General features: G+C 72.5%; 22 protein-coding genes. 18 read left to right on the top strand and 4 right to left on the bottom strand.

Features of this window, described 5'->3' with window-relative positions; translation table 11 throughout:
* Positions 1–408 precede the first annotated feature (408 nt).
* Positions 409–1,005, bottom strand: coding sequence for a TetR/AcrR family transcriptional regulator (locus ABZ707_RS03915; RefSeq protein ID WP_360167271.1), 597 nt, complete (start codon positions 1,003–1,005; stop codon positions 409–411).
* 159 nt (positions 1,006–1,164) lie between these two features.
* Between ABZ707_RS03915 and ABZ707_RS03910 the strand changes: the two genes are divergently transcribed.
* From ABZ707_RS03910 to ABZ707_RS03890, 5 genes are all read left to right on the top strand, one after another.
* Positions 1,165–1,971, top strand: coding sequence for a phosphatase PAP2 family protein (locus ABZ707_RS03910; protein ID WP_360167268.1), 807 nt, complete (start codon positions 1,165–1,167; stop codon positions 1,969–1,971).
* Positions 1,968–3,182, top strand: a complete 1,215-nt coding sequence (locus ABZ707_RS03905) for a hypothetical protein (RefSeq protein WP_360167265.1) — start codon at positions 1,968–1,970, stop codon at positions 3,180–3,182. Before ABZ707_RS03910 ends, ABZ707_RS03905 begins: the two co-directional genes overlap by 4 nt.
* A gap of 123 nt (positions 3,183–3,305) precedes the next feature.
* Positions 3,306–4,334 carry an L-threonine 3-dehydrogenase gene (gene tdh / locus ABZ707_RS03900; protein WP_360167262.1) on the top strand — a complete coding sequence of 343 codons (1,029 nt, stop codon included), beginning with the start codon at positions 3,306–3,308 and terminating at the stop codon, positions 4,332–4,334.
* Between the two features lie 111 nt (positions 4,335–4,445).
* Positions 4,446–5,645 carry a glycine C-acetyltransferase gene (locus ABZ707_RS03895; protein ID WP_360167259.1) on the top strand — a complete coding sequence of 400 codons (1,200 nt, stop codon included), beginning with the start codon at positions 4,446–4,448 and terminating at the stop codon, positions 5,643–5,645.
* Between the two features lie 99 nt (positions 5,646–5,744).
* Positions 5,745–6,659, top strand: a complete 915-nt coding sequence (locus ABZ707_RS03890; protein ID WP_360167256.1) for a LysR family transcriptional regulator — start codon at positions 5,745–5,747, stop codon at positions 6,657–6,659.
* A gap of 54 nt (positions 6,660–6,713) precedes the next feature.
* Here the strand turns inward: ABZ707_RS03890 and ABZ707_RS03885 are convergent, their stop codons facing one another.
* Together ABZ707_RS03885 and xylB are read right to left on the bottom strand one after the other, a co-directional pair.
* Positions 6,714–7,799, bottom strand: coding sequence for a hypothetical protein (locus ABZ707_RS03885; RefSeq protein WP_360167253.1), 1,086 nt, complete (start codon positions 7,797–7,799; stop codon positions 6,714–6,716).
* Positions 7,800–8,053: 254 nt separating this feature from the next.
* A complete protein-coding gene (gene xylB / locus ABZ707_RS03880) occupies positions 8,054–9,529 on the bottom strand; it encodes a xylulokinase (RefSeq protein ID WP_360168414.1) in 1,476 nt (491 codons plus the stop codon).
* Positions 9,530–9,845: 316 nt separating this feature from the next.
* Here xylB and xylA point away from each other — a divergent pair, with 316 nt between their 5' ends.
* Positions 9,846–11,015 (top strand): xylose isomerase, encoded by a 1,170-nt coding sequence (xylA, locus tag ABZ707_RS03875; RefSeq protein ID WP_360167250.1) that lies wholly within the window; start codon positions 9,846–9,848, stop codon positions 11,013–11,015.
* An 83-nt stretch (positions 11,016–11,098) separates the two neighbouring features.
* On the opposite strand, the gene ABZ707_RS03870 is transcribed toward xylA, so the two are convergent.
* Entirely contained in the window at positions 11,099–12,337 is a 1,239-nt protein-coding gene (locus ABZ707_RS03870) for an ROK family protein (RefSeq protein WP_360167247.1), read from the bottom strand.
* A gap of 223 nt (positions 12,338–12,560) precedes the next feature.
* On the opposite strand from ABZ707_RS03870, the gene ABZ707_RS03865 reads away from it, so the two are divergent.
* The 12 genes from ABZ707_RS03865 to ABZ707_RS03810 all read left to right on the top strand — a co-directional run bounded on the left by ABZ707_RS03865 (position 12,561) and on the right by ABZ707_RS03810 (position 26,292).
* Positions 12,561–14,690, top strand: coding sequence for a glycoside hydrolase family 27 protein (locus tag ABZ707_RS03865; RefSeq protein ID WP_360168411.1), 2,130 nt, complete (start codon positions 12,561–12,563; stop codon positions 14,688–14,690).
* A 180-nt stretch (positions 14,691–14,870) separates the two neighbouring features.
* Complete coding sequence (locus ABZ707_RS03860) at positions 14,871–16,157, top strand: ABC transporter substrate-binding protein (RefSeq protein WP_360167244.1); 1,287 nt, start codon at positions 14,871–14,873, stop codon at positions 16,155–16,157.
* 1 nt (position 16,158) lies between these two features.
* Complete coding sequence (locus ABZ707_RS03855; RefSeq protein WP_319683268.1) at positions 16,159–17,058, top strand: sugar ABC transporter permease; 900 nt, start codon at positions 16,159–16,161, stop codon at positions 17,056–17,058.
* Positions 17,058–17,969 (top strand): carbohydrate ABC transporter permease, encoded by a 912-nt coding sequence (locus tag ABZ707_RS03850; protein ID WP_360167241.1) that lies wholly within the window; start codon positions 17,058–17,060, stop codon positions 17,967–17,969. The genes ABZ707_RS03855 and ABZ707_RS03850 overlap by 1 nt, the downstream gene beginning before the upstream one ends.
* Positions 17,966–20,098: an alpha-galactosidase gene (locus ABZ707_RS03845; RefSeq protein ID WP_360167238.1), complete on the top strand. Its 2,133-nt coding sequence runs from the start codon at positions 17,966–17,968 to the stop codon at positions 20,096–20,098. The genes ABZ707_RS03850 and ABZ707_RS03845 overlap by 4 nt, the downstream gene beginning before the upstream one ends.
* A gap of 79 nt (positions 20,099–20,177) precedes the next feature.
* Complete coding sequence (locus ABZ707_RS03840) at positions 20,178–20,936, top strand: SDR family NAD(P)-dependent oxidoreductase (protein WP_360167235.1); 759 nt, start codon at positions 20,178–20,180, stop codon at positions 20,934–20,936.
* A gap of 54 nt (positions 20,937–20,990) precedes the next feature.
* Positions 20,991–21,734 carry a FadR/GntR family transcriptional regulator gene (locus ABZ707_RS03835; RefSeq protein ID WP_360167232.1) on the top strand — a complete coding sequence of 248 codons (744 nt, stop codon included), beginning with the start codon at positions 20,991–20,993 and terminating at the stop codon, positions 21,732–21,734.
* Positions 21,731–22,876: a galactonate dehydratase gene (gene dgoD, locus ABZ707_RS03830; RefSeq protein ID WP_360167229.1), complete on the top strand. Its 1,146-nt coding sequence runs from the start codon at positions 21,731–21,733 to the stop codon at positions 22,874–22,876. The genes ABZ707_RS03835 and dgoD overlap by 4 nt, the downstream gene beginning before the upstream one ends.
* Positions 22,870–23,727, top strand: a complete 858-nt coding sequence (locus tag ABZ707_RS03825) for a hypothetical protein (protein WP_360167226.1) — start codon at positions 22,870–22,872, stop codon at positions 23,725–23,727. Before dgoD ends, ABZ707_RS03825 begins: the two co-directional genes overlap by 7 nt.
* Positions 23,728–23,753: 26 nt before the next feature.
* Entirely contained in the window at positions 23,754–24,395 is a 642-nt protein-coding gene (locus tag ABZ707_RS03820) for a bifunctional 4-hydroxy-2-oxoglutarate aldolase/2-dehydro-3-deoxy-phosphogluconate aldolase (protein WP_360167223.1), read from the top strand.
* Complete coding sequence (locus tag ABZ707_RS03815) at positions 24,392–25,285, top strand: SMP-30/gluconolactonase/LRE family protein (RefSeq protein ID WP_360167220.1); 894 nt, start codon at positions 24,392–24,394, stop codon at positions 25,283–25,285. Before ABZ707_RS03820 ends, ABZ707_RS03815 begins: the two co-directional genes overlap by 4 nt.
* Entirely contained in the window at positions 25,282–26,292 is a 1,011-nt protein-coding gene (locus ABZ707_RS03810) for a sugar kinase (RefSeq protein ID WP_360167217.1), read from the top strand. Before ABZ707_RS03815 ends, ABZ707_RS03810 begins: the two co-directional genes overlap by 4 nt.
* Positions 26,293–26,304: the final 12 nt, after the last annotated feature.

Raw genomic sequence — 26,304 nt, 5'->3', positions numbered from 1 at the left:
CGTATATGCCCGTGTCTGATCGTCAACAACTATGCAACTGGCCACTGCCTGTTGGAATTGACGGACTGTGAGCTTTATCGGCCGGCGTGCGGTGCCGCCCGGGGGCGGCGCCCTCCCAGAGGCGCCGGGAGCACGATCGGCCGTGTGTTCCGGTGACCGTTCGTATCGCATGCGCGCAGCGATGTGATCACTCTTGCTACGTCATTGTGCGGTGTCGTGGTGGGACGGAAGTGCGTGGTCCGCCTCCGCATTCGTTCCGCCGCCGCCGGTGGCCGGGCCGCACGGGTTCCGACAAGCCGGTGGGCCCCTTCCGAGGAAGAGGCCCACCGGCCGGGAAGTGCGCCGCCCCCGTCCCCACGGTGCGGCGCGGGCGGGCCGTCGTCATCCGCTCGGACGACGGCCCGCCGCTCAGGGGTGCGCTGCGACGCGCAGGCCGAGCGCGGGAAAGATCGCGGCCTCCAGGAAGCGCGTGAGATACGCCTCGTCCGCGTATCGCCCCTCCAGCATCGGCCGCGCGCGCGTCATGGCGACGAGCTGGGCGGCCACAAACTCGGCGGCGGGATTGTCCGCCGCGAGCTCGCCACGCGCCACGCCCCGGGCCATCATCGCATTGATGGCGGCGATCTCCGGCTCGATGAGGGTCTCGCGCAGCGCTCGCTTCAGTTCGGGATTCTGCAGGGCCGCATGGCCGAGCGCGTGCATCAGCGCGGTGTCGCGGCCCGAGCCTGCGGTGGCCGAGCGGGCCACCGCCAGCAGATCACCGACGAGGGTGCCGGTGTCGACGTCCGCGAGCTGGCCGCAGCGGGTGCCGCGCAGCGCGGCCGCGACGAGCTGAGGTTTCGTACGCCACTGCCGGTAGAGCGTGGATTTGCCGCACCGGGTGCGGGCCGCGACGCCCTCCATGGTCAGTGCGTCGTAACCGCCTTCTCTGAGCAGGTCCAGCGCTGCGTCGTAGAACTCCATCTCCCGTTCCGGCGTGATCTTGGAGCGGCGCGGCGGCGTCATCGTCTCTCCTTCTCGCGTCATCGATACGGCAGTGTACCGATACGCCAGTGTACCGATACGGAGGCGTATCGGTACACTGGCGTATCGATAGGGCGTGGTCCAGACCACGCCGCCGCCGTTGCACGTCATTCATGCACCTCGTCCATGCAAGGGGGTCGGGTGAGTACCGACCGCACTGGGCCCGCCGAACGGAAGCAGGACACTTCCGCCCGACCGCCCCTCGTACGCGAACTGCTCCTCGTCGCGGGGCTGTTCCTCGTCTACAAAGTCGGCAGGCAGATGGCGAACGGCCACACCGGCGAGGCATTCCGCAACGCCCGCCGGGTCTGGGGCCTGGAGCGCGACATCCATCTGCCGGGCGAGGGCGGCGTCCAGGGCGTGCTGCTGCACAGCGAGACGCTGGTCCGGCTGGCGAACACCTACTACGCGAGCGTGCACTTCCCGGCGACCGTTCTCTTCCTCGCGTGGCTCTACTGGCGCCGGCCCGGTCACTACGTCTGGTCGCGCCGGGTCCTCACCGTGCTGACCGGTGCCGCGCTCGTCCTGCATCTGCTCCTGCCGCTCGCGCCGCCGCGCATGCTCGCGGCGACCGGGCTGGTGGACACCGGCCAGGTGTACGGGCCGACGGTGTACGGCGCGGCTCCCGCCGCCGACTCGATGGCGAACCAGTTCGCCGCGATGCCGTCGCTGCATGTCGGCTGGGCCCTGATGGTCGCCGTCGGGCTCATCGCGGCGACGCGTTCGCGGTGGCGTCCGCTGTGGCTGCTGCACCCCCTGGTGACACTGCTGGTGGTCGTAGGCACCGCCAATCACTACTGGCTCGACGCGATCGTCGCGGTCGCCCTGCTGGCAGGCGCCCTGGCGGTGATCGGGCTGCCGCGGCAGCGGCGGCGCGGATCCCTGGTCGTACGGTCCGCCGTCCCGGAACGCACCGCTCCGCTCGTGGCCTCGGGGACCGCCCGGTGAGCGGCGCGATGGCGGGGGCCATAGCGCTGTCACTGGTCTCGGCGGTCGCGTACGCGCTGGCGGCCGTGGCGCAGGAGCGGCTCGCCGCCCGTACGGAGACCGGGACGGGCCTGCTGCGGCTGCTCGGCCGCGGTGCCTGGTGGCTGGCGGTGGGGCTGAACGCCGGCGGAGCCCTGCTCCATGTGGTGGCGCTGACGTACGGGCCGCTCACCGTCGTCCAGCCGCTTGGCGCGCTCACCCTGGTCGCGGCCGTACCGCTGGGCGCGCGCCGCGCCGGCCGGCAGGTCAGCCGCGGTGAGTGGCGCGGCACGCTCTTCACGCTGGCCGGTCTCGGGATCATCCTGCTCACGGCCGCGGGCACCGCTCCGACCGACACGCTCACGCTGCCGCAGGCACTGGGCGCGGCGGGCGTGGCGATGGCGCTGGTCGCCCTGCTGACCAGGCCGGGAGCCCGTCCGGGCCTGCGGCACGCGGCGGCCTCCGGGATCACCTCGGGTGTCGCCTCCGCCCTCACCCAGACGGTCACCGTCGCCGCGACGGCGCGCGGCACCGACACGCCGCCGATCTGGCAGACGGCCGCCGTGGCGCTGCTGGTCGCGGCCTTCGCTTCGGGTGGTCTGCTGCTGTCCCAGACGGCCTACCGGGGCGGACTCGGAGCCCCCCTCGCGGTACTGACCCTGGCCAACCCGGTCGCGGCCGCCGTCATCGGGATGACGCTCCTGGGCGAACGGCTCCAGGGCGGCGCCGCGGGGGTGGCGGGTGCGCTCGCGGGCGCCGTGGTCGCCGCACGCGGGGTGGTCCTGCTGACCCGGACGACGGCGGTGGCGCGCGCGGCGGAACCGGCGCCGGCCGCCTCAGGCCCGGCGACGGCACCGCCTTCCGTCCCACCGGCACCGGCACCGGCACCGGCGGCATCGGCCGTGGGGCGCCCGCGGTCGACGGCCCCGGTGTCCCGGCCGGAGTCGGCCGCCGCCGCGATACCGTCCCCCCGCGCCCCCGTCGCGCCGGCGGTCCTCTCCGCCGCGCGGCCGACCGTGCCCGCCGTGGTCGTCGCCCGGTTGGCCGTGTACGGCGCCGCTGTCTGGGGGATCCCCGACCCGGTCGTGCCGCTGCGCCGTGACGTCGGCGCCGGGGGCCGCGGCGGCGCGGATTCCGGGGGCCGGGCGCACTGGCCCCGAAGGCGCCGCAGGCGTTGCCGCGCCGGGGTGTGAAGCTGCGCTGTCGGACCGCTTAAGAAATCCTCGATGGACCGGACGGCCGGCGCTGGGCAGATTGGTGCGTGACAAGGCCGGTGATCTTTCCGGCCGGCCCCATCACCCCCGGGAGCACCATCCATGAAGGCACTTGTGAAGCGGACGGCCGAGCCGGGGCTGTGGCTCATGGACGTGCCGGAGCCGGAGACCGGCGACGGTGATGTACTGATCAAGGTCCTGCGCACCGGTATCTGCGGCACCGACCTGCACATCCGCTCCTGGGACGGCTGGGCGCAGGGGGCCGTGACAACACCCCGGGTGCTCGGCCACGAGTTCGTCGGCGAGGTCGCCGCCGTCGGCGCCGGGGTACAGGACATCGCCGTCGGCGATCTTGTCAGCGGCGAGGGTCATCTCGTCTGCGGCAAGTGCCGCAACTGTCTCGCGGGCCGCAGGCATCTCTGCCGCAGCACCGTCGGCCTCGGGGTCGGCCGCGACGGCGCGTTCGCAGAGTACGTCGCGCTGCCCGCCTCGAATGTCTGGGTGCACCGCACCGAGGTCAGCCTCGATGTCGCCGCGATCTTCGACCCCTTCGGCAACGCCGTACACACCGCGCTGTCCTTCCCGCTCGTCGGCGAGGACGTACTGATCACGGGCGCGGGCCCGATCGGGATCATGGCGGCGGCCGTCGCCCGGCACGCCGGTGCCCGCAATGTCGTGATCACCGATGTCAGCCCGCACCGCCTGGAAATCGCCCGCAAGGCCGGTGCCACCCTCGCCCTCGATGTGTCGGACACCGACATCGCCGAGGCACAGCGGCGGCTCGGCCTCAAGGAGGGCTTCGACATCGGCCTGGAGATGTCCGGGCGTCCCGAGGCCATGCGCGACATGGTCGACAACATGACGCACGGCGGCCGGATCGCCATGCTCGGCCTGCCCGCCGACGAGTTCGCCGTCGACTGGTCGAAGATCGTCACGTCCATGATCACGATCAAGGGCATCTACGGCCGTGAGATGTTCGAGACGTGGTACGCGATGACCGTGCTGCTCGAAGGGGGCCTCGACCTCACCCCGGTGATCACCGGGAGCTATGGCTACCAGGACTTCGACGCCGCCTTCGACGAGGCGGCCACCGCCCGCAGCGGCAAGATCATTCTCGACTGGACCGTCTGACCCTCCGATCTTCAGGCCGTCCGGCCCGGCAGTCGGACGGTCCGGGGCGTGTCACGCGCAGCGCGGCGGCGTGCCTCTCCCGCCACTCACCCGCCTTCCAAGGAGCCCCTCATGTACGCGTCCGTCCGGGACGACCTCCGTACCACCCTCGACGAGATCCGCGACGCCGGTCTCTTCAAGCCCGAGCGAGTGATCTCCACTCCGCAGAGCGCGTCCGTCGCCGTCACCGCCGGCGGTGCGCCCGGTGCCGTCCTGAACTTCTGCGCCAACAACTACCTGGGCCTCGCCGACCACCCCGAGGTCGTCGCCGCCGCCAAGGACGCCCTCGACCGCTGGGGCTACGGCATGGCCTCCGTGCGGTTCATCTGCGGGACCCAGGAGATCCACAAGGAGCTGGAGCAGCGCCTGTCCGCGTTCCTCGGCCAGGAGGACACGATCCTCTACTCGTCCTGCTTCGACGCCAACGGCGGCGTCTTCGAGACGCTCCTCGGCCCGGAGGACGCCGTCATCTCCGACGCCCTCAACCACGCGAGCATCATCGACGGCATCCGGCTCTCCAAGGCCCGCCGCCTCCGGTACGCCAACCGCGACCTCGCCGACCTGGAGACCAGGCTCAAGGAGTCGCAGGACGCGCGGCGCCGGCTGATCGTCACGGACGGCGTGTTCTCCATGGACGGCTATGTCGCCCCGCTCGCCGAGATCTGCGACCTCGCCGACCGTTACGACGCGATGGTCATGGTCGACGACTCGCACGCCGTCGGCTTCGTCGGCCCCGGCGGCCGGGGCACCCCCGAACTCCACGGCGTGATGGACCGCGTCGACATCATCACCGGCACCCTCGGCAAGGCCCTCGGCGGCGCGTCCGGCGGCTATGTCGCGGCCCGCGCCGAGATTGTCGCGCTGCTGCGTCAGCGCTCCCGTCCTTACCTGTTCTCCAACTCCCTCGCCCCGGTCATCGCCGCCGCGTCCATCAAGGTCCTCGACCTGCTGGAGAGCGCGGGCGAGCTGCGGGACCGGCTGAACGCCAACACCGCGCTGTTCCGCACCCGGATGGCCGAGGCGGGCTTCGAGATCCTGCCCGGCGACCACGCCATCGCGCCGGTCATGATCGGCGACGCCGCCGAGGCGGGCCGGATGGCGGAGCTGCTCCTGGAGCGCGGTGTGTATGTGATCGGCTTCTCGTATCCGGTCGTCCCGATGGGCCAGGCGCGGATCCGGGTGCAGCTCTCCGCCGCGCACTCCACGGCCGATGTGGAGCGGGCGGTCGCGGCGTTCACCGACGCGCGGGAGGCCATGAAGCGGGAGAGCTGACGGGCCGGCCGGCCCGCGCCCCGGGCGGCGGGCCCGCCGGACCGCCGCCAGGGGCGGGCCCGCGTCCGCCATGCCGCCCTGGACTGGCAAAATGGGTGGGTGATCGACCCCCGGCGGCTGCGCATCCTGAGGGCCGTGGCGGACCACCGGACGGTGACCGCCGCGGCCGCCGCGCTGTATCTGACCCCCTCCGCCGTCTCCCAGCAGCTCGCCGCGCTGGAGCAGGAGAGCGGCCATGCGCTGCTGTCGCGCAGTGGCCGCGGCGTACGGCTGACCGCGGCCGGTGAGATCCTGCTCTCCCACACGCACGCCGTCCTCGCCCAGTTGGAACGGGCCGAGGCCGAGCTGGCGGCGTACGCCGGGGGCGCGGCGGGTGAGGTGACGGTCGCCGCGTTCGCCACCGGCATCGCGGAGGTACTGGCCCCGGCCCTCCGGCGGCTGGCGGGACCGCATCCCGGCATCCGGGTCCGGGTCCGCGACGCCGAGGGCGACGAGAGCCTGCCGATGGTGCTCGACGGACAGGCGGACCTGGCGGTCGCGGTCGAGTACCGGGGCGCCCCGCGCGAGGACGACCTGCGGCTGTCCCGGGTGGCGCTGTACGCGGAGCCGTTCGACGCGGTCCTGCCCGCCGCGCACCCGCTCGCTCTCGCCCCGGAGGTCGCCCTCGCGGAACTGGCCGACAGCGACTGGATCGGTCCGTATCCGGGCAACCCCTGTCACGACGTGATGCAGCTCGCCTGCGAGCTGGCGGGCTTCCAGCCCCGCCAGCTCCACTCCTCCGACGACTTCCGTGCCGTTGTCGCCCTCGCCGGCGTGGGCGCCGGGGTCGCTCTCGTCCCGCGCTCCGCGCTGCGCGCCATGGAGCTGACGGGCACGGTCGTACGTCCCGTGTCCGGCCCGGCCGCGACGCGCAGAGTCTTCGCCGCGGTACGCCGGGGCGCGCAGGACCACCCGCTGATCCGGCCCGTCCTGGACGCGCTGGCGGAGGAGGCGGCCGGGCTGACGACCGGCTGAGCGCCCCGGAGGGCGGCGGCGAACGGGCGGCGGCTCACGCGGGGCGGCGACAGCTCAGCGCAGCAGCGACACCACGAGGACCAGGACGGTCGCCACTCCGACCGCCATGGTCGTCAGCCGGGAGACGCGGCGGCGGGAGGGCAGCCAGACCACCTCGGTCCGCTCCCTGCCGGGGAAGACGTAGAAGACCCGGTCCGGCTGGGTCATGACCTCCACCCGGGCCAGTGGGAGAGAGCGGAGATCCACGCGCCGGGCCACCTCCCCCTTCCGCCGGACGAGCAGCCGCTCGATCCCGGGGCGGTGTTCGGACGCCACCTCGTCGGGCGGCTCGCGGAATCCGGTGAGGACGGCGCTGTGCCAGTCACCGTCGCGTTCCATCCGTCGCCGGACCGGATAGGGCGCGCGCTTCACCGGCAGCGACAGCTTCTCGCTGCCGGGGGTGTGGCGGACGGTCCCCTCGGTCCAGGAGGTGGTCCTGCCCTTGCCGCCACAGGCCGGGTGCGCCACCAGACCGGAGCCGTCACAGTGCTCGCAGCCCACCGACCCCTTGCCCGCGCACTCCGCGCAGGGGGTGACACCGCGCCCGCGGCAGCCGGCGCAGGCCGCTTCCCGGCCGCCGCACGTGGCGCAGGTGATCCGCTCGCTCGCCGCGCCGGACGCGGGCCGCGCCGACGACGGCCGGCCGCGCTCGCGCCGTCGTTTCCCGGCGTCCCCGCAGGCGGTGCACGACTCCACTCCGAGGCAGTCCGCGCAGACGGCCGTCGGCGCGCAGTCGTGCCGTCCCCGCCCCAGGCAGCGCGGACACTGGATCCTGCCGTCGTCACACGCGCAGACGGCCTCGCGCTCCGAGTCGCGGAGCACCAGCGTCAGTCTCCGCTCTGTCGCGGGGTTGCCCGGCGGGTCGACGGGATGGTCCCCGATGGGTCCTTCGTATCTCGGGCGCGAGGACAGATCGACCGAGCCGTGTTCCGTCCGCTCGCGCTCCGTGCGGGTCTCCACGGACCGGACGATGGAGCACTCGACGATCTGGGACCGTACGATCCGCGGACTCTGGAGCACCGGACTCGCGCCCCGGCGGGACGGTCCGATCCACTGGGAGACGGCCTTGAGTAGCTCTTCCTCGGGTGGTGCTTCGGCCATGGCAGCCTTCCTCCGTCCCCGGCGCGGGCCGTGCCGCGCAGACCGAAGGGTAGAGGGTGCCCGATCTGTCCTCAAGTGCCCGGAGGGGGGCGCTCATTGTGGTGCGGCGGGGGCGCGTGCATGGTGGCCCCCGCGCCCACCCGCCTCCTCCGTGCCTGCCGCGCCCCGTCCAGGCCCCGGCGGCCCCGGCGCTCAACCGCCGCCGGGCGCGCGGCCGTCGACTCACGGCTGCCGGGGCACGCTGCCGCCGGACCTCAGGACAGCAGGCTGGGCGCCGCCCGGTCCAGCACCGAGGTCACCCGGTCCCAGGTCTCCATGTCCCGCTCCACCGGGGGAAGTCCGGGCCCCTGGCCCGTCTGCCACTCCGTCGCGACGGCCACCGGGTCCTCGCCCGTCGCCGCCGAGGCGGCCAGCGCGGCGGCGCCGAGTGCGACCAGTTCGCCGCTCTCCGGCACGATCAACTGGCGGCCGGAGAGCCGTCGTACGGTCTCCACCCACATACGGCCCTGCGCGCCGCCGCCGATCAGCCGCAGCGGGCGGTTCGCGACCTCCGGCGCCGCCGGGTCGAGACCGCAGGCGCGGAGCACCTCGTCCAGCGCGCGCAGCACCGTGACGGCCGCGCCCTCGTAGGCCGCGCCCAGCAGTTGCTGGGGGGTGGTGTCATGACGCAGCCCCGTCAGCAGCCCGGAGGCGGCGGGCAGGTCGGGGGTGCGCTCGCCGTCGAGATACGGCAGCAGGACGGCTTCGCCGCCGGGCACCGCGTCCTCGCGGTCCAGCCGGAGCAGTTCCGCCACCTTGTCCACGGCGAGCGTGCAGTTGAGGGTGCAGCCGAGCGGCAGGTAGGTGCCGTCGGCCGCGGCGAACCCGGAGAGCGCGGGGGAGCCGGGGCGGGTGCGGGTCGCGGCGAACACCGTGCCCGACGTACCGAGGCTGAGCACCGGATGGTCCAGCAGCCCGGCGCCTCCCAGGCCCAGGCCGACGGCGGCGCTCATGTTGTCGCCGGTGCCCGCGGCGACGGCGATGCCGGCGGGCAGGCCGAGTTCCGCCGCCGACCCCGCGGTGAGCGAGCCGATCCGGGCGCCGCCGGTCTTGGCGACGTCCGGCAGCAGGCCGGGGTCCAGGCCGAGGAGCGCGAGCAGCTCGGGGTCGTACTCACCGGTGGCCGTCGAGTACCAGCAGGTGCCCGAGGCGTCTCCGGGATCGGTGACCGCTGTCCCCGCGAGGCGTTCGGTGAGGAAGTCGTGGGGGAGCCTGACGGCCGCCGCGGCGTCGGCCATGGCGGGGTCGTTCTCCCGCAGCCACTGCCACTTGGAGGCGGTCATCGACGCCACCGGTACGGATCCGGTGCGCGCCGTCCAGGCGTCGGGGCCGCCCAGTGCCTCCGTGAGCGCGGCGGCCTGCGGGGCGGACCGGGTGTCGTTCCACAGCAGAGCCGGGCGCAGCGGCCGGCCCGTCCGGTCCAGGACGACCAGTCCGTGCTGCTGCCCGGCGACCGCGATACCGGTCACGGCCGAGGGCGCGACTCCGGACTCCTTGAGCCCGGCGGCGACCGCCTCGCGCAGTGCGTTCCACCACACCTCCGGGTCCGTCTCGCGCGCGCCGTGCTCGCCCGTCACCCGGTGCGGGGAGCGGCCCACCGCGAGCAGCCGTCCGGTGACGGCGTCGGTGAAGGCGGCCTTCGTGGACTGGGTGGAGCTGTCCACGCCGATCACGACCGGGTTCTGCGACATGGCCGTGGACATGGGCGTACCTCTTTCCCTGACTGGATTCCCCGACTGATCCCGACCCGCGCCGCCGGTCTCGGCGGAGCGGTTTTGGACGTACGAAAAACAAATTACGCGATGGTGCGGCGCACGGGAACTGTGATGCCGATCATCGTCCGTGCCAGAGTGTGCACGCATGTGTTCGGTGGGTCGGACGCATCCGGACACAGATGAGCGCAGGCGGGGGGTTTTGCGCACCCGTGTCGGCGTGCATTATTAGTCATGTCAGGAAACAAAAAGGTCGGCACGTGCCGGACCTGAGGTACCGAAGGCGGCCAGAGCAATGACGGAACGCTACACTCCCACCCCCGAGGACAAGTTCAGCTTCGGCCTGTGGACCGTGGGCTGGCAGGGCAGGGACCCCTTCGGGGACGCCACCCGCCCCGCCCTCGACCCCGTCGAGTCCGTAAAGCGCCTCGCTGAGCTGGGCGCCTGGGGCGTGACCTTCCACGACGACGACCTCATCCCGTTCGGTTCCTCGGACGCGGAGCGCGAGGCGCACATCAAGCGCTTCCGGCAGGCGACCGACGAGCACGGCCTGGTGGTCGAGATGCTCACCACCAATCTCTTCACGCACCCCGTGTTCAAGGACGGCGGCTTCACCGCCAACGACCGCGACGTGCGCCGTTACGCGCTCCGCAAGGTGCTGCGCAATGTCGACCTCGCGGTGGAGCTGGGCGCCAAGACCTTTGTCGCCTGGGGCGGCCGCGAAGGCGCCGAGTCGGGCGGGGCCAAGGACGTACGGGTCGCCCTCGACCGTATGAAGGAAGCCTTCGACCTCCTCGGCGAGTATGTCGTCGAGCAGGGCTACGACCTCAAGTTCGCCATCGAGCCCAAGCCGAACGAGCCGCGCGGCGACATCCTGCTGCCCACCGTCGGCCACGCCCTGGCGTTCATCGAGCGCCTTGAGCGCCCCGAGCTGTACGGCGTCAACCCGGAGGTCGGCCACGAGCAGATGGCCGGGCTGAACTTCCCGCACGCCATCGCCCAGGCGCTCTGGGCCGGCAAGCTCTACCACATCGACCTCAACGGTCAGAACGGCATCAAGTACGACCAGGACCTGCGCTTCGGCGCCGGCGATCTGCGCGCCGCCTTCTGGCTCGTCGACCTGCTGGAGTCCGCGGGCTGGGAAGGCGCGCGGCACTTCGACTTCAAGCCGCCGCGCACCGAGGACTTCGACGGTGTGTGGGCCTCCGCCGCCGGTGGTATGCGCAACTACCTGATCCTCAAGGAGCGCGCCGCCGCCTTCCGCGCCGACCCGCAGGTCCAGGAGGCGCTGCGCGCCGCACGCCTGGACGAGCTGGCCCAGCCGACCGCCGCCGACGGCGTGGCCGCGCTGCTGGCCGACCGCAGCGCCTACGAGGACTTCGACGTCGACGCCGCCGCCGCTCGCGGCATGGCGTTCGAGCAGCTCGACCAGCTCGCCATGGACCACCTGCTCGGCGCCCGCTGACCAGGGGTTCCGCGGAACGGGGGCGCGGGGCGGGCCGGTGGACGGCCCGCCCCGCGCTTTCTTATGCCGCCGCGCCGCGCGCGTCAGTCCGTGCCGCGCCGCACATACGCCACCGGGTCGGCCAGCACCGCCCGTACGACCAGTGCCGCCGCGCCGCGCGCGGCGTCTCCGGCCGAGGATGACGCGCGTAGCCGCCCGCTGTCGCGCGGCCAGAGACCCGAGACCACGCGGGCCGTCAGCTCCCGGTCGGCGGACGGAGACAGCCAGGGCATCAGATCCCGGTAGATCCCGCCCAGCACCACGGCGTCGGGATCGAAGAGATTCACCGCGCCCGACAGCACACGGCCCAGCATCAGCCCGGCCTGCTCGACCGCCGCCACAGCCCGGGCGTCACCGTCGCGCGCACGGCGCTCCAGCTCCGCCACCCCCGGCACACCGGCGTTCTCGTCGATCCCGGCCGCGCGCAGCAGCGCGGACTGGCCCGCGTACTGCTCCAGGCAGCCCCGGGAGCCGCAGCGGCACAGCGGACCGGACGCGTCGACCACCACATGGCCGATCTCGCCGGCGAAGCCGTGGGCTCCACGCAGCAGCTCGCCGTCCAGCACAAACGCTCCGCCGACCCCGATCTCACCGGTCAGATAGAGAAAGGTGCGCAGGGGGCCGGGGCCGCCGAACCACAGCTCGGCCAGCGCCGCCAGATTGGCCTCGTTCTCCGAACTCACCGGCAGCGCGGGCGCGTCCGGCCGCAGCTCCGCCAGTGCCTTGGCGAACAGTTCCTCGGCCGGGACCCGGTTCCAGCCCAGATTCGGCGCCTGCCGGACGGTGCCTTCCGACACCAGCCCGGGGAGCGCGAGTTGCGCGCCGACCGGGAACAACTGCTGCTCCGCCGCCGACTCCAGCGTGCGCGCGGCGATCCGGGCTCCCCGGGCCAGCACCTCGGCGGGCTGAGCGCCGCGGTTGTCGATGTGCTCGGTCAGCCGGACCCGGTCGGTGCCGGACAGGTCGACCACACACACCGACACATAGTCGATGTTGATCTCCACGCCGATGCCGGCGGGCCCGGAGCGCGTCACCTTCAGCACGGTGCCCGGACGCCCGGCCTGGCCGCTGAACGTCTTGCCGGACTCGGAGAGGAAACCGCTCTCCAGCAACTGTTCGACCAGCGAGGACACGGCGGCCCGGGTCAGGCCCACGCGCGCCGCCACACCGGCCCGGGTCGCCTCGCCCTCGTCCCGTACCGCCCTCAGCACAAGGCTGAGATTGTGCCGGCGCACCGTCTCTTTGTCGGCCTTGGGGCCGAGGGAAGTGTGGTTGGTGTTCATCTCGCGAACGAGCCTATGTGATCCGCATCGAGTGTAGGGGGCATCGAGGCAGGCGAATCCGCTGGACCACGGCTTGTTTAAGTTAATTAGTAATAATCGTTGACAGCGTACGGACACGCGGTCACAGTCTTCGTCGTGGCGCCGTCGCCGTGATCTCGGGTCGGCGGGGCGCCCGGAAACCCCAACTCTCGGGAGACATCACGTGACTTCGCATCGTGCAGGGATGATGCGTGCCCGGCGTGCGGCGGCGGCCCTGGGGGCCGCCGCCCTGATCGGGGTGGCGGTGCCCGCGGCACACGCCACCGGCGCCCCCGCCCCGGCCGGCGCCGACGACCAGGGCGCACCCCGCTACTACGACAGCGGTCTGGCCCCCACGCCCTACATGGGCTGGAACACCTACTACGGTCTGGGCGCTCCGACGGAGAGCCAGGTCAAGAGCGTCGCGGACTACCTGGTCAGCAGCGGCCTCCAGAAGACCGGCTATGACATCGTCTGGCTGGACGGCGGCTGGCAGGCCGACGATCCGCGCGACAGCCGGGGACGGCTGACGCCCCACGCCGAACGGTTCCCGTCCGGCCTTCCCTCGCTGGTGAGCTATCTCCACGCCCGTGGACTGAAGGCGGGGATCTACACCGACGCCGGGACGTACGACGGCGGCAAGAGCTGCGGACTCGGCAGCCGCGGCCACTACGAGCAGGACGCCAAGCAGTTCGCCGACTGGAAGTTCGACGCGATCAAGGTCGACTTCCTGTGCGGGATCTCCGCGAAGCTCGATCCCGGACCCGCGTTCAAGGAGTTCAGCGACGCGGTCGCCAAGTCGGGCCGGCGGATGCTGCTGAACCTCTGCAATCCGCTCACCGACGACTGGGGTGTGCCGCACACCCCGGCACAGGACGCGCACAACGCGTACACCTACGGTCCGACGACCGGCGACTCCTGGCGCACCGGCACCGATCTCGCCTGGGGCACCCCCACGGCCGGTCAGTGGCCCAACATCCTGCGCAGCGCCGACGCCAACGCCTGGCATCCGGAGGCGCAGGGCCCCGGCCACTACAACGACCCCGACTACCTGATCCCGATGCGCAAGCTGGCGGACGGCTCGTACGAGCTGACCCAGGAGGAGTCCACCACGCAGCTCGTGCTGTGGGCCGAGATGGGCGCTCCGCTGGTCATCGGTTCCGACCCGCGCACACTGCCGCAGTCGATGATCGACACACTGCGCAACCCGGAGATCATCGCCGTCGACCAGGACCCGCTCGCCATTCAGGGCGTACGGGTCGCCACCGACGCCACCGGGGATGTCTACAGCAAGGTGCTCCAGGGCTCCGGCAAGCGCGCGGTCGTCCTGCTCAACCGTTCCGAGCAGGCCGTCGAGCGCACGGTGGAATTCGCCGACGCCGGTCTGACGGGCAAGGTGGCCGTCCGCGACCTGCGGGCCAGGAAGAACGCCGGTACGCACACGGGTTCGTACACGGTCACGGTCCCGGCACACGGCACGGCCTTCTTCAAGCTCTCCGGCGAGGACGCCGCTCCCGGTGTCCCGCTCGGCTCACGTTCCTCGGCGAGCCCCGCGCTGGTGCGCGACGGCGACCGGCTCACCGCGTTCACCCGGGGTACGGACGGCTCGCTGCGGCAGCAGACGGGACGTGACGGTCACTGGTCGTCCGGCACCACGAGTCTGGGCGGACCGACCCGGGGCGGGATCCTCGGCCAGCCCGCCGCGTACGGCTCGGCGCACGGCCGTGTCGATGTCTTCGTGCGCGGCACGGACAACGCGACGTACCGCAGGGTCTTCAGCGGCGGACGCTGGGGCGGCTGGCAGCACCTGGGCGGCCGGATCACGGACGCGCCGGGCGTCGCCTTCCGGGGGCCCGACGACTGGACCCTCTTCGCCCGCGGTCTGGACGGGCTCATCTGGTCGCGCGGTCCGAGCGGTGACTGGAGCGCGCTGAGCGCGCCGCAGGGCCTGCCCGTCTACGGGCGTCCCTCGGCGGTCACGGACTCGGCGGGCCGCACCCATGTCGCCGTACGCACCTCGGACGACTCGGTCTGGGAGCGGGTGCGCGACGCGTCCGGCGACTGGTCGGAGTGGTCCTCGCTGGGCGGTACGGTCAGCGGCAGCCCGACGCTGGTGGCGTCCGGGGACACCGTGCGGCTGTTCGTCCGCGCGAGCGACTACACCCTCTGGACGCGGTCCTACACGGCCACAGACGGCTGGGGCGGCTGGTCCCCCCGCACCGAATTCGTGAGCGGCGTCTTCAACGGCGCGCTCGGAGCGACGGCGGGCCCGGACGGCACGGTGCTGACGGTGTTCCGCGGCGTGGACGGACTGGTCCACCAGAGCACTCTCTGACCCGTCGGGCAGGCACACCGGGTGCCGCCGGAAGCCTCAGGGCCGGCGGCACCCGGTCATAAATAAATTAGTAATTAATCTTGACGCTGCCACGGCAGCGCGTCAGTCTGTATCCGCCGAACGAGAGCCCGGCCGTCAGGGGGCCCGGCTCCGTTCCGTGGGCGTATAGGGAGTTCTTCCATGATCACCTCAGAACCCAGCCGCCGCCGGTTCCTCGCGGGGGCCGGCGCCGTCGGCGCCGCCGCGCTGATGAGCGGCTGTGTCACCGCCGGCCCGAGCGGCAAGAGCGAGTCGGGCGGCGCGGTCACCCTGCAGTCGAACCTCTCGTCACCGCAGGCCAAGGCCGCGATGGAGCAGCTCACCGCCGCGTTCAACAAGCGCGGTGGCGCGACGGCGAAGCTCAACACGGTCGCGTCCGAGACCTTCCGCACCCAGCTTCCGACGTACCTCACCTCGGCCAACCCCCCGGACCTCCTCACCTGGTACCCCGGGTCCGTCGCCGAGTCGTACGCCAAGAAGGACCTGCTGCTCGACGTCAGCGACATCTGGACCAAGCCGGAGCTGGCCGGCTACTCCGACGCCCAGAAGAAGCTCTGCACCTCCACCGACGGCAAGAAGGTCTTCGTCCCGACCTCCTACTACTGGTGGGGCGTCTTCTACCGGAAGTCGAACTTCGCCAAGTGGGGCGTCCAGGAGCCCAAGACCTGGGACGAGTTCCTGGACCTGTGCGACAAGCTCAAGTCCAAGGGCGTCGCGCCGATCGGGCTGGGCGCCGGCGGCAACACCGCCTGGGTGGCCTCCTCCTGGTTCGACTACCTCAACATCCGGATCAACGGCGCGCAATACCACCGCGACCTGCTGGCCGGCAAGCACCGCTTCGACGACCCCGAGATCCGCAAGGTCTTCGACCGGTGGGACGAGGCACTGCCGTTCTTCGACCCCAACGGCACGGCGATCCCGTTCCAGGACGCCACCACCGCCCTCCTCCAGGGCCGTACCGGCATGATGCTGATCGGCACCTTCTTCGCGGACGCCGCGCCGAAGGGCGAGCTGGACGACATCGACTTCTTCCGCTTCCCGGTCATCGACCCGAAGGTCCCGACGGCCGAAGAGGCGCCCACCGACGGCTACTTCGCCAGCGCCCGCACCGGCCGCGAGGACGAGGTCAAGGAGCTGATGCGCTACCTGGCCACCGCCGAGGCGCAGGAGATCTACCTCAAGGGCTCCTCCGGCACCGCGCTGCCCACCCACCCCGACGCCAAGGACAGCGGAACGCCCCTGGTCAAGAAGGGCCGCGCACTGGTCGAGAGCGCCGCGGAGGTCACCCAGTTCTTCAACCGCGACTCCAGCGACGCCCTCCAGCCCTCCGCCGACAACGCGCTCACCCGCTATCTCGCCAAGCCCAAGGAGATCGGCTCGATCCTCACCACCTGGCAGCGGGACGCGCAGAAGATCTGGAGCCAGTGAGATGGCGGTCCTCACCGCGGTACGGCGGCGGAAGGGAGCGACCCGGGTCCCGCCCGTGGTCCTCGCCTTCGTCCTCATACCACTGCTCGCCGAGGCGTTCTGGGTGTTCTGGCCGGCCCTCCAGGGGTTCTATCTGTCCCTGACCAACTGGGACGGCGTCTCGGCCCCCGAGTTCATCGGCCTCGGCAACTTCCGCGAGATGCTCGGCGACAGCGTCTTCCGTACCGCCGTCGTCGACACCGTGCTCTGGCTGCTGCTCTTCGGCGGGCTCTCCGCGATCCTTGGCCTCGGCGCCGCGCTGCTGCTCCAGCAGGAACGGCGGGGAGTCGGCTTCTACCGGGCCGCGCTCTTCCTGCCCGTCGTGTTCTCGCTCGTCGCCACCGCGCTGGTGTGGCAGGCCATGTACCAGCCGGACGGTCTGATCAACAAGACGCTCGAAGGTGTCGGCCTCGGCAGCCTCACCCATGCCTGGCTCGCCGACCAGGACACCGCGCTGTACGCCGTGATCGTGCCTGCCCTGTGGCGCCAGATCGGCTATGTGATGGTGCTGTACCTCGCCGGGCTCAAGGGCATCGACCCGGTGCTCTACGAAGCGGCGAAGATGGACGGCGCGTCCCGCCGGCAGCAGTTCCGCCACATCACACTGCCGCAGCTCAGCAGCGTCAACGCCGTTGTCCTGTCGGTCATCGTCATCGACTCGCTGCGTTCGTTCGATGTCGTCTGGGCGCTCACCCGCGGCGGCCCGTACCACTCCTCCGAGCTGCTCAGCACCTATATGTACTCCACCGCCTTCCAGTCGCTGAGGCTGGGATACGGCTCCGCCCTCGCCGTCGTGATCTTCGTGCTGGCCTTCGGGGTCATCGCGTCCTATCTCGTCCGCGCCTTCCGGGAGGCCGACTGATGACCGTCACCCACGCCTCCGCGCCGGTCACCGAGCAGCGGGACACCGCGGACCCCGGTCCGAAGCCCGGTGCCGGCCCGCGCGCGCGGCGCCGCGCCTGGGCGACCGCGAGCTTCCATCTCAGCGCCGGGCTGCTGTCCCTGCTCTGGCTGCTGCCGATCGCTCTTGTGCTGGTCACCAGCGTCAGGTCCTTCGACGACATCTCCGCCAACGGCCTGGGCGGCCTGCCGCACTCCTTCACCCTGGACGGCTTCCGCCAGGCATGGGTGGACGGCGGCCAGCAGCGGGCACTGATCAACAGCCTGCTGGTCACCGTCCCCACCGTGCTGCTGTCTCTCCTCCTGGCCTCGATGGCCGCGTTCGGACTCAGCCGCTACGACCTGCCGGGCCGCCGCACCCTGCTGCTCCTGATGCTCGGCGGCAATCTGCTGCCCCCGCAGATCCTGCTGATCCCGGTCTCCCGGATCAGCGAGACACTGGGCCTCTACGACAGCCTGTACGCCCTCATCGGCGTCCAGGTCGGCTTCGGCGTCGGCTTCTACGTCTTTGTCCTGCACGGATTCATGCGCTCCATCCCGCCCGAGATCCAGCAGGCCGCGGTCATCGACGGCGCCGGACCCTGGCAGATCTACCGGCGCATCATCCTGCCGCTGGCCACCCCCGCCCTCGCCGCGCTGAGCGCCCTCTCCTTCACCTGGATCTTCAACGATCTGCTGTGGGCCATCACCGTGCTGCGCACGGACAGCCAGATGCCCATCACCGCCTCGCTCATCGGACTCCAGGGCCAGTACGTCTCCATGTGGAACGTCATCGCGGCGGGCTCGGTCATCGCCGCGGCCCCCACCGTCCTGGTATTCCTGCGGTTCCAGCGCCACTTCGTCGCCGGACTCAATCTGGGAGCAGTCAAGTGACCCCGCACGACCGGCGACCGCACGACGGGAAAGCGCACGACCAGTGGGTCCTGCGCACCGAGAACACCACCTACGCGGTCGCACTCGCCGGAGACGGCCGGTGGGCCGAGCTGACCGCCTGGGGGCCGCACGGCGTCGAGACCGGTCCCTCGGCACTCGACTGGTCCCGCCGTACGCACTTCATCACGCCCGCCGACGCCGCGCCCGCCGAGTACATCCCGTACGGGCTGCGGCCGTTCACCGGCGCCGACCTGGTCGCCCAGCGGCCCGGCGAGGAACGCGGCGTGTGGTGGCGGTTCACCGGCGCCACCGAGGACGGCGACCGGGCGCTGCGGCTGGTCTTCACCGACGAGCTGCTCGGGCTGACGGCGGCGCTCTGCTACGAGACCGTCCCCGGCACCGATGTGATCCTCCGCTGGACCGAGCTGACCTGCACCGGCGACTCCGAACTCCGCCTGGAGCGCTTCGACTCGGCGGCCGTGAACATCCCGGCCGAGGGCGGTGCGCGGCTCACCTGCCTCACCGGCCAGTGGGCGCGGGAGTTCCAGCTCACCCAGCTCGAACTGGTCCGGGGCCGCTACGAGATGGCCTCCACCCAGGGCGTACCGGGCCACGCGTACGCGCCCTGGCTCGCCGTCCAGGACGCCGCGAGCCCCGCCGAGGGCGCCACCCCCACCTACGGGATCGCCCTGGAGTGGTCGGGGAACTGGCACATCACCGCCGACGCCGAGCCCGGCGGGGCGGTCCGGGTCCGGGCGGGACGGCTGCCCCACGAGAGCGCCGTCCTGCTCGCCCCCGGCGCCACCCTCACCACCCCCCGGCTCGCCTGCTCCTTCAGCCCGGACGGACTCGACGGCCTCGCCCGGGTCTGGCACCGCTACGAACGGCATCTGACCGGCGACCGCATGGCCCGCCCCCGCAAGGTCCTCTACAACTCGTGGGAGGCCACCGGCTTCGAGGTCGACGCCGCGAGCCAGCTCGAACTGGCATGGATCGCGGCCGACATGGGCGCCGAGCTGTTCGTCGTCGACGACGGCTGGTTCCCCGGCCGGCCCGACGACACCGGCGGCCTCGGCGACTGGCACCCGGACCCGGCGTCCTTCCCCGAGGGCTTCGACCATTTCATCGCACGGGTGCGCGACCTCGGCATGGACTTCGGCCTGTGGGTCGAACCGGAAGCGATCAGCCCCCAATCCGCGCTGTACGCCGAACACCCCGAGTGGGTCTACCGCGTCGAGGGCCGGCCCGCCACCCTCGTACGCAACCAGCTCCTGCTCGACCTCGGCCGCGCGGACGTCCAGGACTTCGTCCTCGCCACCCTCGACCGGCTCCTCGGCGACCATGACATCAGCTATCTCAAGTGGGACATGAACCGCCCGCCGACCGAACGCGGCCGGCCCGGCGGCGGCCCGGTCGAGCGACAGGACCTGGACGCCGCGCATGTGGCCGGCTATCTGCGGGTCCTCGACCATCTGCGGACCCAGCACCCGCATGTCACCGTCGAGGGCTGCGCGGGCGGCGGCGGCCGGATCGAGCACGCCACCATCGCGCGAACGGACGTGGTGTGGCCGAGCGACAACACCGCGCCGCTCGACCGGCTCTCCATCCAGTACGGCTACCTGCACGCCCACGCGCCGCACACCATGAGCTCCTGGGTCACCGACTCACCCGGGGTCTTCGACCCCCGACCACGCTCGCTCGCCTTCCGGTTCGTCAGCTCGATGGCCGGTGTGCTCGGAATCGGCGCGGACATCCGCACCTGGTCCATGGAGCGGCGCGCCGAGGCCGCGGCGTGGATCGCCCGCTACAAGGAGATCCGCGAGGTGATCCATCACGGAGAGGTCGGCCTGCTGAACACACCGGCCGACGCGACCTGCGGAGTGCAGTACGAGGAGCCCGGCGGCGGCCGGATCGTCGTCACGGCCTGGAACACCGGCCGCCTCGACGGCGCTCCGCTGGTGCCGGGACGGCCGGCCCGGCTGCGGCTGCGCGGCCTCGACGCGGCCACCCGCTACCGTGACGCCGCGTCGGGCCAGGTCTACAGCGGCGCCCATCTGGTCCACTCCGGGCTGCCGTTCGCCTGGACCGCACAGTACGACGCGGAACTCGTCGTGCTCGTACGGCAGTAGACCGGCCACGGACCATGCAGTCATTACAGTCGCCAGGGCGCCGCAGGCACCCTCGCACCCCAAGGAGTCGACCCGTCTCATGAACGGAACCGCACGCTTCACCGACCGCGTCGCCGTGGTCACCGGAGCAGCCCAGGGCATCGGCGCCGCCACCGCCGAGCGCCTCGCCGCCGAGGGCGCCGCCGTGGTGCTCGCCGATGTCGCCGGGGACCTCGCGGAAGGCGTCGCCGCGCGTATCCGCGCGGACGGCGGCCGCGCCGTGGCCGTCCCGGCGGACGTCGCGGACCAGGGTGGCTGGGACCGGATCGTGGCCGCCGCACACGGCTTCGGACCCGTCGGTGTGTTCGTCAGCAACGCCTACACGGTGGAGGTCGCTCCCGCCCACGAGATGTCCCTCGCCTCCTGGGAACGGCAGCTCGCCGTGAATCTCACCGGCGGATTCCTCGGCTTCAGGGCCGTCCTGCCCGATCTGCGCGCACAGCGCGGCGCGGTGGTGCTGACCTCCTCCGTCCACGCGCACAAGGGCATCCCGGGACACCCCGCCTACGCCGCCTCCAAGGGCGCGCTGCTCTCGCTCTGCGGACAGCTCGCCGTGGAGTACGGGCCGGACGTACGGGTCAACGCCGTGCTGCCCGGCCCGATCCTCACCGCCGCCTGGGACCGGGTGCCGGACGAGGACCGGGAGCGCAGTGTCGCCGAGACCGCGGCGCGCCGCTTCGGGACCCCGGAGGAGGTCGCCGCCGCGATCGCCTTCCTCGCGGCCGGCGAAGCCTCCTACATCACGGGAACGAGCCTGCTCGTGGACGGCGGCTGGAGCGTTGTGAAGGCCTCGGCCTGACCGGCGTGCAGCAGATCGCCGTACCCCACCCGACCAGCAGAAAGGCATAACGACATGACGCCGTACGCGCGCCGCGGAGTGCACGGCCAGACCGTGGAGACTCTCGCGCGCCGGGTGCTCAGCGGGGAGATTCCCGAGGGGGCGACACTCGATCTCGTGGCGTTGCAGGACGAGTTGGACGTCAGTCTGACCGCACTGCGCGAATCGCTGAAGGTACTCGCGGCCAAGGGGATGGTCGACGCACGGCAGAAGCGCGGCACCTTCGTGAGGCCACGCGCCGACTGGAATCTGCTGGACGCGGACGTACTGCGCTGGCAGTTCGCCGGCGGCACCGGCGCGGGGGCCGGCGCCGACATCGGGCTGCTGCACAACCTCGGCGAGGTGCGCGGCATCATCGAGCCGGCCGCCGTGCGGCTGGCCGCCGAGCGCCGCACCGACGCCGATCTCGCCGCGCTGGAGGCGGCGCTGACGGCGATGGGCGAGGAGGACGGCGGAGCCGCCCACGCGGTCGAGGCCGACCTCGCCTTCCACCGCGCGCTGCTCGCCGCCACCCACAACGAACTGCTGGAACGCATGGAGATGGTCATCGAGTCCGGTCTCGCCCACCGCGACCAGATCGTGCACAGCTCCCCGCACGGCGAGGACCCGGTGCCCAGCCACCGCGCCGTGCTCGACGCCGTCCGGGCGAGAGACCGGGACGCGGCGGAACACGCCATGCGCGTCCTGCTCGACCAGGCGGTACGTGACCTGGACAAGGTCCATGGCACCCCCCACACGAAAGGCTCCGAGGCGAAGTGAAGATCGCTCGCGTCGAAACGTTCCTCGTCCCGCCCCGCTGGCTGTTCTGCCGCATCGAGACCGACGACGGTGTGGTCGGCTGGGGCGAGCCGGTGGTCGAGGGCCGGGCCGAGGTGGTACGGGCCGCGGTCGGCGTCCTCGCCGAATACCTCGTGGGCCAGGACCCGCTGCGGATCCAGGACCACTGGCAGGTACTGAGCAAGGGCGGCTTCTACCGCGGCGGCCCGGTGCTCTCCAGCGCCGTCGCCGGCATCGACCAGGCGCTGTGGGACATCGCGGGCAAGACCTACGGCGCGCCGGTGCACGGCCTGCTCGGCGGACCGGTACGGGACGAGATCCGGGTGTACGCCTGGGTCGGCGGCGACGAACCGGCCCGGCTCACGGAGGAGATCACCGAACAGGTCGAGGCCGGGTTCACCGCCGTCAAGATGAACGCGGCCGGGCGCACCTCGCCGATCACCACGCCCGCCGAGACGGCGGCCGTGGTGGAACGGGTCGCCGCGGCGCGGGAGGTCCTCGGGCCGCACCGCGATGTGGCGGTCGACTTCCACGGCCGGTTCAGTCCCGCCTCCGCCCGCCGGGTGCTGAGCGAGATCGGCCCGCTGCACCCGCTGTTCGCGGAGGAACCGCTGCTGCCGGAGCAGGGACATCTGCTGGCCTCGCTGGTGGCCGCCAGCCCGGTGCCCATCGCCACGGGTGAACGCCTCTACGGGCGGGCGGAGTTCCTGCCCGCGCTCGCCGCGGGCATCGCCGTCGCCCAGCCCGATCTCTCGCACGCCGGCGGCATCTCGGAGGTCCACCGGATCGCCACGCTCGCCGAGACCTACGGGGTGCAGCTCGCGCCGCACTGCCCGCTCGGACCGATCGCGCTCGCCGCCAGTCTGCAACTCGCCTTCAGCACACCGAACTTCCTCATCCAGGAGCAGAGCAGAGGCATCCACTACAACAAGGACGCCGATCTGCTGTCGTATCTCGTCGACACGGAGCCGTTCCGGTTCACCGGGGGGAAGGCGCGCAGGACGGATCTGCCGGGGCTCGGTATCACCGTCGACGAGCGGGCGGTACGGGCGGCCGACCGTACGGGGCACGCCTGGCGCAATCCGGTGTGGCGGCACACGGACGGGTCCTTCGCGGAATGGTGAGCGAACCGGGCGATGCGACGGCGGGCGGAGCGGCGGGGGGCGGGCGACCGTCCCGGCTCCGGATCAGCACGGACCCGGCCCACGGCGGGCGTTGGACCTCGCTGCGCTCGGTCGGCGCCGGTGACGGCGTCGGCCGCGAATGGCTCTGGCACCGGGACGAGCCACGCAGGGCCGGTGTCCGGCCCGGAGACGCCTTCGCGGACGCGGGCGGTCTGGAGGAGTGCGTTCCCACCGTGCGCGGGACACCCGACCACGGTGACGCCTGGGCGCGGCCCTGGCGTCGGGACGGCGACAAGGAGTCCGTCGGCGGTCCCGGCTTCCGGCTGGTCCGGCGGATCCATGACGGCCCGGACGGGGGGCTGGTCGTCGACTACCGGCTGACGGCCGAGCCCGGCTACCGCTTCCTGTGGGCCGGGCACGCGCTGCTGGACGTCTCCGAGCGGGGGCGCGTGATCCTGCGGGACGGCGCGGCCGTCCGGCTCTATCCCGACGGCGGCTCCCGCTGGACGCCGGGCGTCTGGCCCGAGGTGGACGGCGTACCCCTCGACCGGCTCGGACCGGACGACGGCACGGCCCTCGGCGCGGTGGTCGACACCGCCGAGGTGTCCGTACGGGACGGGGCCGACGTCCTGAGCCTCGCCGTCGAGGCCGGGGGCCAGCCCGTCTCCGTCGCCCTGTGGCGCAATCTCGGCGGCTTTCCCGAGGACGCCCCGTACCGCTCCATCGGTGTCGAGCCGATGCTCGGGCGGGTCTTCGACCTGGCCGCCGCGGGGGCGGGAGACGCCGCGTGCGTCCCGGCGTCCGGCGAGGTCCGCTGGCGGCTCGTGCTGACGGCGACCCACCACTCGTGAGTACACACAGGAAAGGAACCCCTCCCGTGGATCTGCTGGCAGCCCTGCGCTCCCACCGGCTTCTGGGCATTGTGCGCGGCGGCGACGCCGACGCGGCGCTGAAGACCGTACTGACCCTGATCGAGGAAGGCGTCACCCTGGTCGAGGTCTCCCTCAGCGGCCGCGACGCACTTGATGTCATCGCCCGCGCCAGAGCCGCGCTCGGCCCGGACGCGCCACTCGGCGCGGGGACGGTCCTCAGCGCCGACGACGCGCGCGCCGCCCACCGGGCCGGCGCGGACTTCGTTGTCACACCGGCGGTCAGCGACGGCATCACCGCGGCCCGGGAGCTGGGGCTTCCGGTCCTCGCCGGGGTGATGACACCGTCGGACATCCTGGCCGCGCGCCGGCTCGGCGCCGACGCGTTCAAGATCTTTCCGGCGGAGCAGGCAGGCGGTCCCGGCTATCTGCGCGCGCTGCGCGGCCCCTTCCCCGAGCTGCCCTTCGTGCCCGTCGGAGGAGTGGACGCGGTGGCCGCGCGGGAGTATCTGGCGCGGGGCGCGGTGGCCGTGGGTGTCGGCTCGCCGCTGATCGGGGACGCGGCCGACGGCGGCGGCCTCGACGAACTGCGCACACGCGCGGGCGAGTTCCTCGATGTCATACGCGAGGCGGCGGAGGACGGCCGATGAACGGCGCGTACACACCCGCCCCGCGCTGGGCCGACCGGCTCGAACTCGGCGAAGGCATCCGCTGGACCGGCGGCCGGATCGTCCTGGTCGACATCCTGGCCGGCCGGCTGCTCTCCGCGCCGGCCGGTGACGGCCCCGCCGAGACGGACCGGCTGGACGTCGTCGCCGAACTCCCGGTGCCACTGGGCGCGGTGGCACCGGTGGACGGCCGTCCCGGCGACTGGATCGCCGCCGCGGGCACCGGTATCTGCCTGCTCGGCGCGGACGGTACGGCCGAGTGGCTGGCGCGCCCCGAGGATTCCGCGGCCGTACCGACGCGGATGAACGACGGCACGGCCGATCCGTCCGGCCGGTTCTGGGCGGGCAGCATGGCGTACGACGCCGTCGAGGGCGCCGGGTCCCTGTACCGGACCGACCGCGACGGGACGGTGACCCGGGTGCTGGACGGCCTCACCGTGCCGAACGGCCCGGTCTTCTCGGCCGACGGAACGACGATGTACCTCGCCGACAGCGCCCGCGGTGTCATCCGCGCCTATCCGGTCGACCCGGCGACGGGCGAGCTGGGCGGTCCCTCGGTGTTCGCGACGCTGGACTCCGGCAGCCCCGACGGGATGGCCCTCGACGCGGAGGGCGGGCTGTGGACAGCAGTCTGGGGCGAGGGCGCGGTCCACCGCTACCGGGCGGACGGCACTCTCGACCGGGTGCTCGCGGTCCCCGCGGCTCAGCCCGCCGGGGTCTGCCTGGGCGGCGTCGACGGCCGCACGCTGTACATCACCAGCGCCCTCGTCGGTATGTCCCGGCCGGGCCCGCTGGACGGCGCGGTGTTCACCGCACGGGTCGAGGTGCCGGGCCTCGCGACGGCGCCGTACCGCCCGGAGCACGGCTCATGAACACACCGGTGATTCCGGAGCGGGGCCCGGTCGTCTGTATCGGCGAGACGATGGCCGCGCTCGCCCCCGACCCGGTCGCCCCGCTCGACGACGCCGAACTGCTCCGGGTCGACATCGCGGGCGCCGAGTCGAACGTGGCGGTGTACCTGGCCGACCACGGAGTGCCCGCGCGCTGGGTGTCCGCGCTCGGCGACGATCCCTTCGGGCGGCGGGTCCGGGAACGGATCGCGGCCTTCGGCGTCGATGTCTCCGGCGTACGCACGGACCCCGCGCGCCCGACCGGACTGCTGATCAAGAACCCCGGGGCGGACGGCACCCGGGTCCACTACTACCGGCGCGGCTCCGCCGCCTCCGCGCTCACCCCCGAGGTGCTGCGCGCGGAAGCCGTACGGGGCGCGGGACTTGTCCATCTCACCGGTATCACCCCGGCGCTGTCACCGAGCTGCCGCGCCCTGGTGGAGGAGGCCCTGTCGCCCGGCCGGCCCCACCCCGTCAGTTTCGATGTGAACCACCGCCCCGCGCTGTGGCCGGCCGGGCCCGCCGCCGAACCGGCCGCGGAGGTGCTGCTCTCGCTCGCCGGCCGCGCGGACATCGTCTTTGTCGGCCTCGACGAGGCACAGGAGCTGTGGGGCGGAGCCGTCACCGACGCGGCGTCGGTGCGCCGCCTCCTGCCGGGCCCCGGGACACTGGTGGTCAAGGACGGCTCCCGGGCGTCGACCGCGTTTGTCGGGCCGCAGCCGTACACCGTCCCGGCCCTGAGGGTCCGGGTGGTCGAACCGGTGGGCGCGGGAGACGCCTTCGCCGCGGGCTTCCTGGCAGGTCTGCGTGAGTCCGGCGATCCGGTGCGCGCCCTGCGGCTCGGCCATCTGACGGCGGCGTCCGCGCTGGGGGTAGCGGCGGACCACGGTCCGCTGCCGCCGCCGGCCCGGATCGCGGAGCTGCTGGCGGCGGACGGGAGGACCTGGTCCGCCGCGACGATCGGCGAACCGGCGCCCGCGCGCGGCTGACCGGTGGCCTCC

It is taken from the genome of Streptomyces sp. NPDC006923 (assembly GCF_040635655.1).
GTDB lineage: Bacteria > Actinomycetota > Actinomycetes > Streptomycetales > Streptomycetaceae > Streptomyces.
The sequence above is the reverse complement of the archived record's forward strand: the minus strand, read 5'-3'. Positions and strand labels throughout refer to the sequence as shown.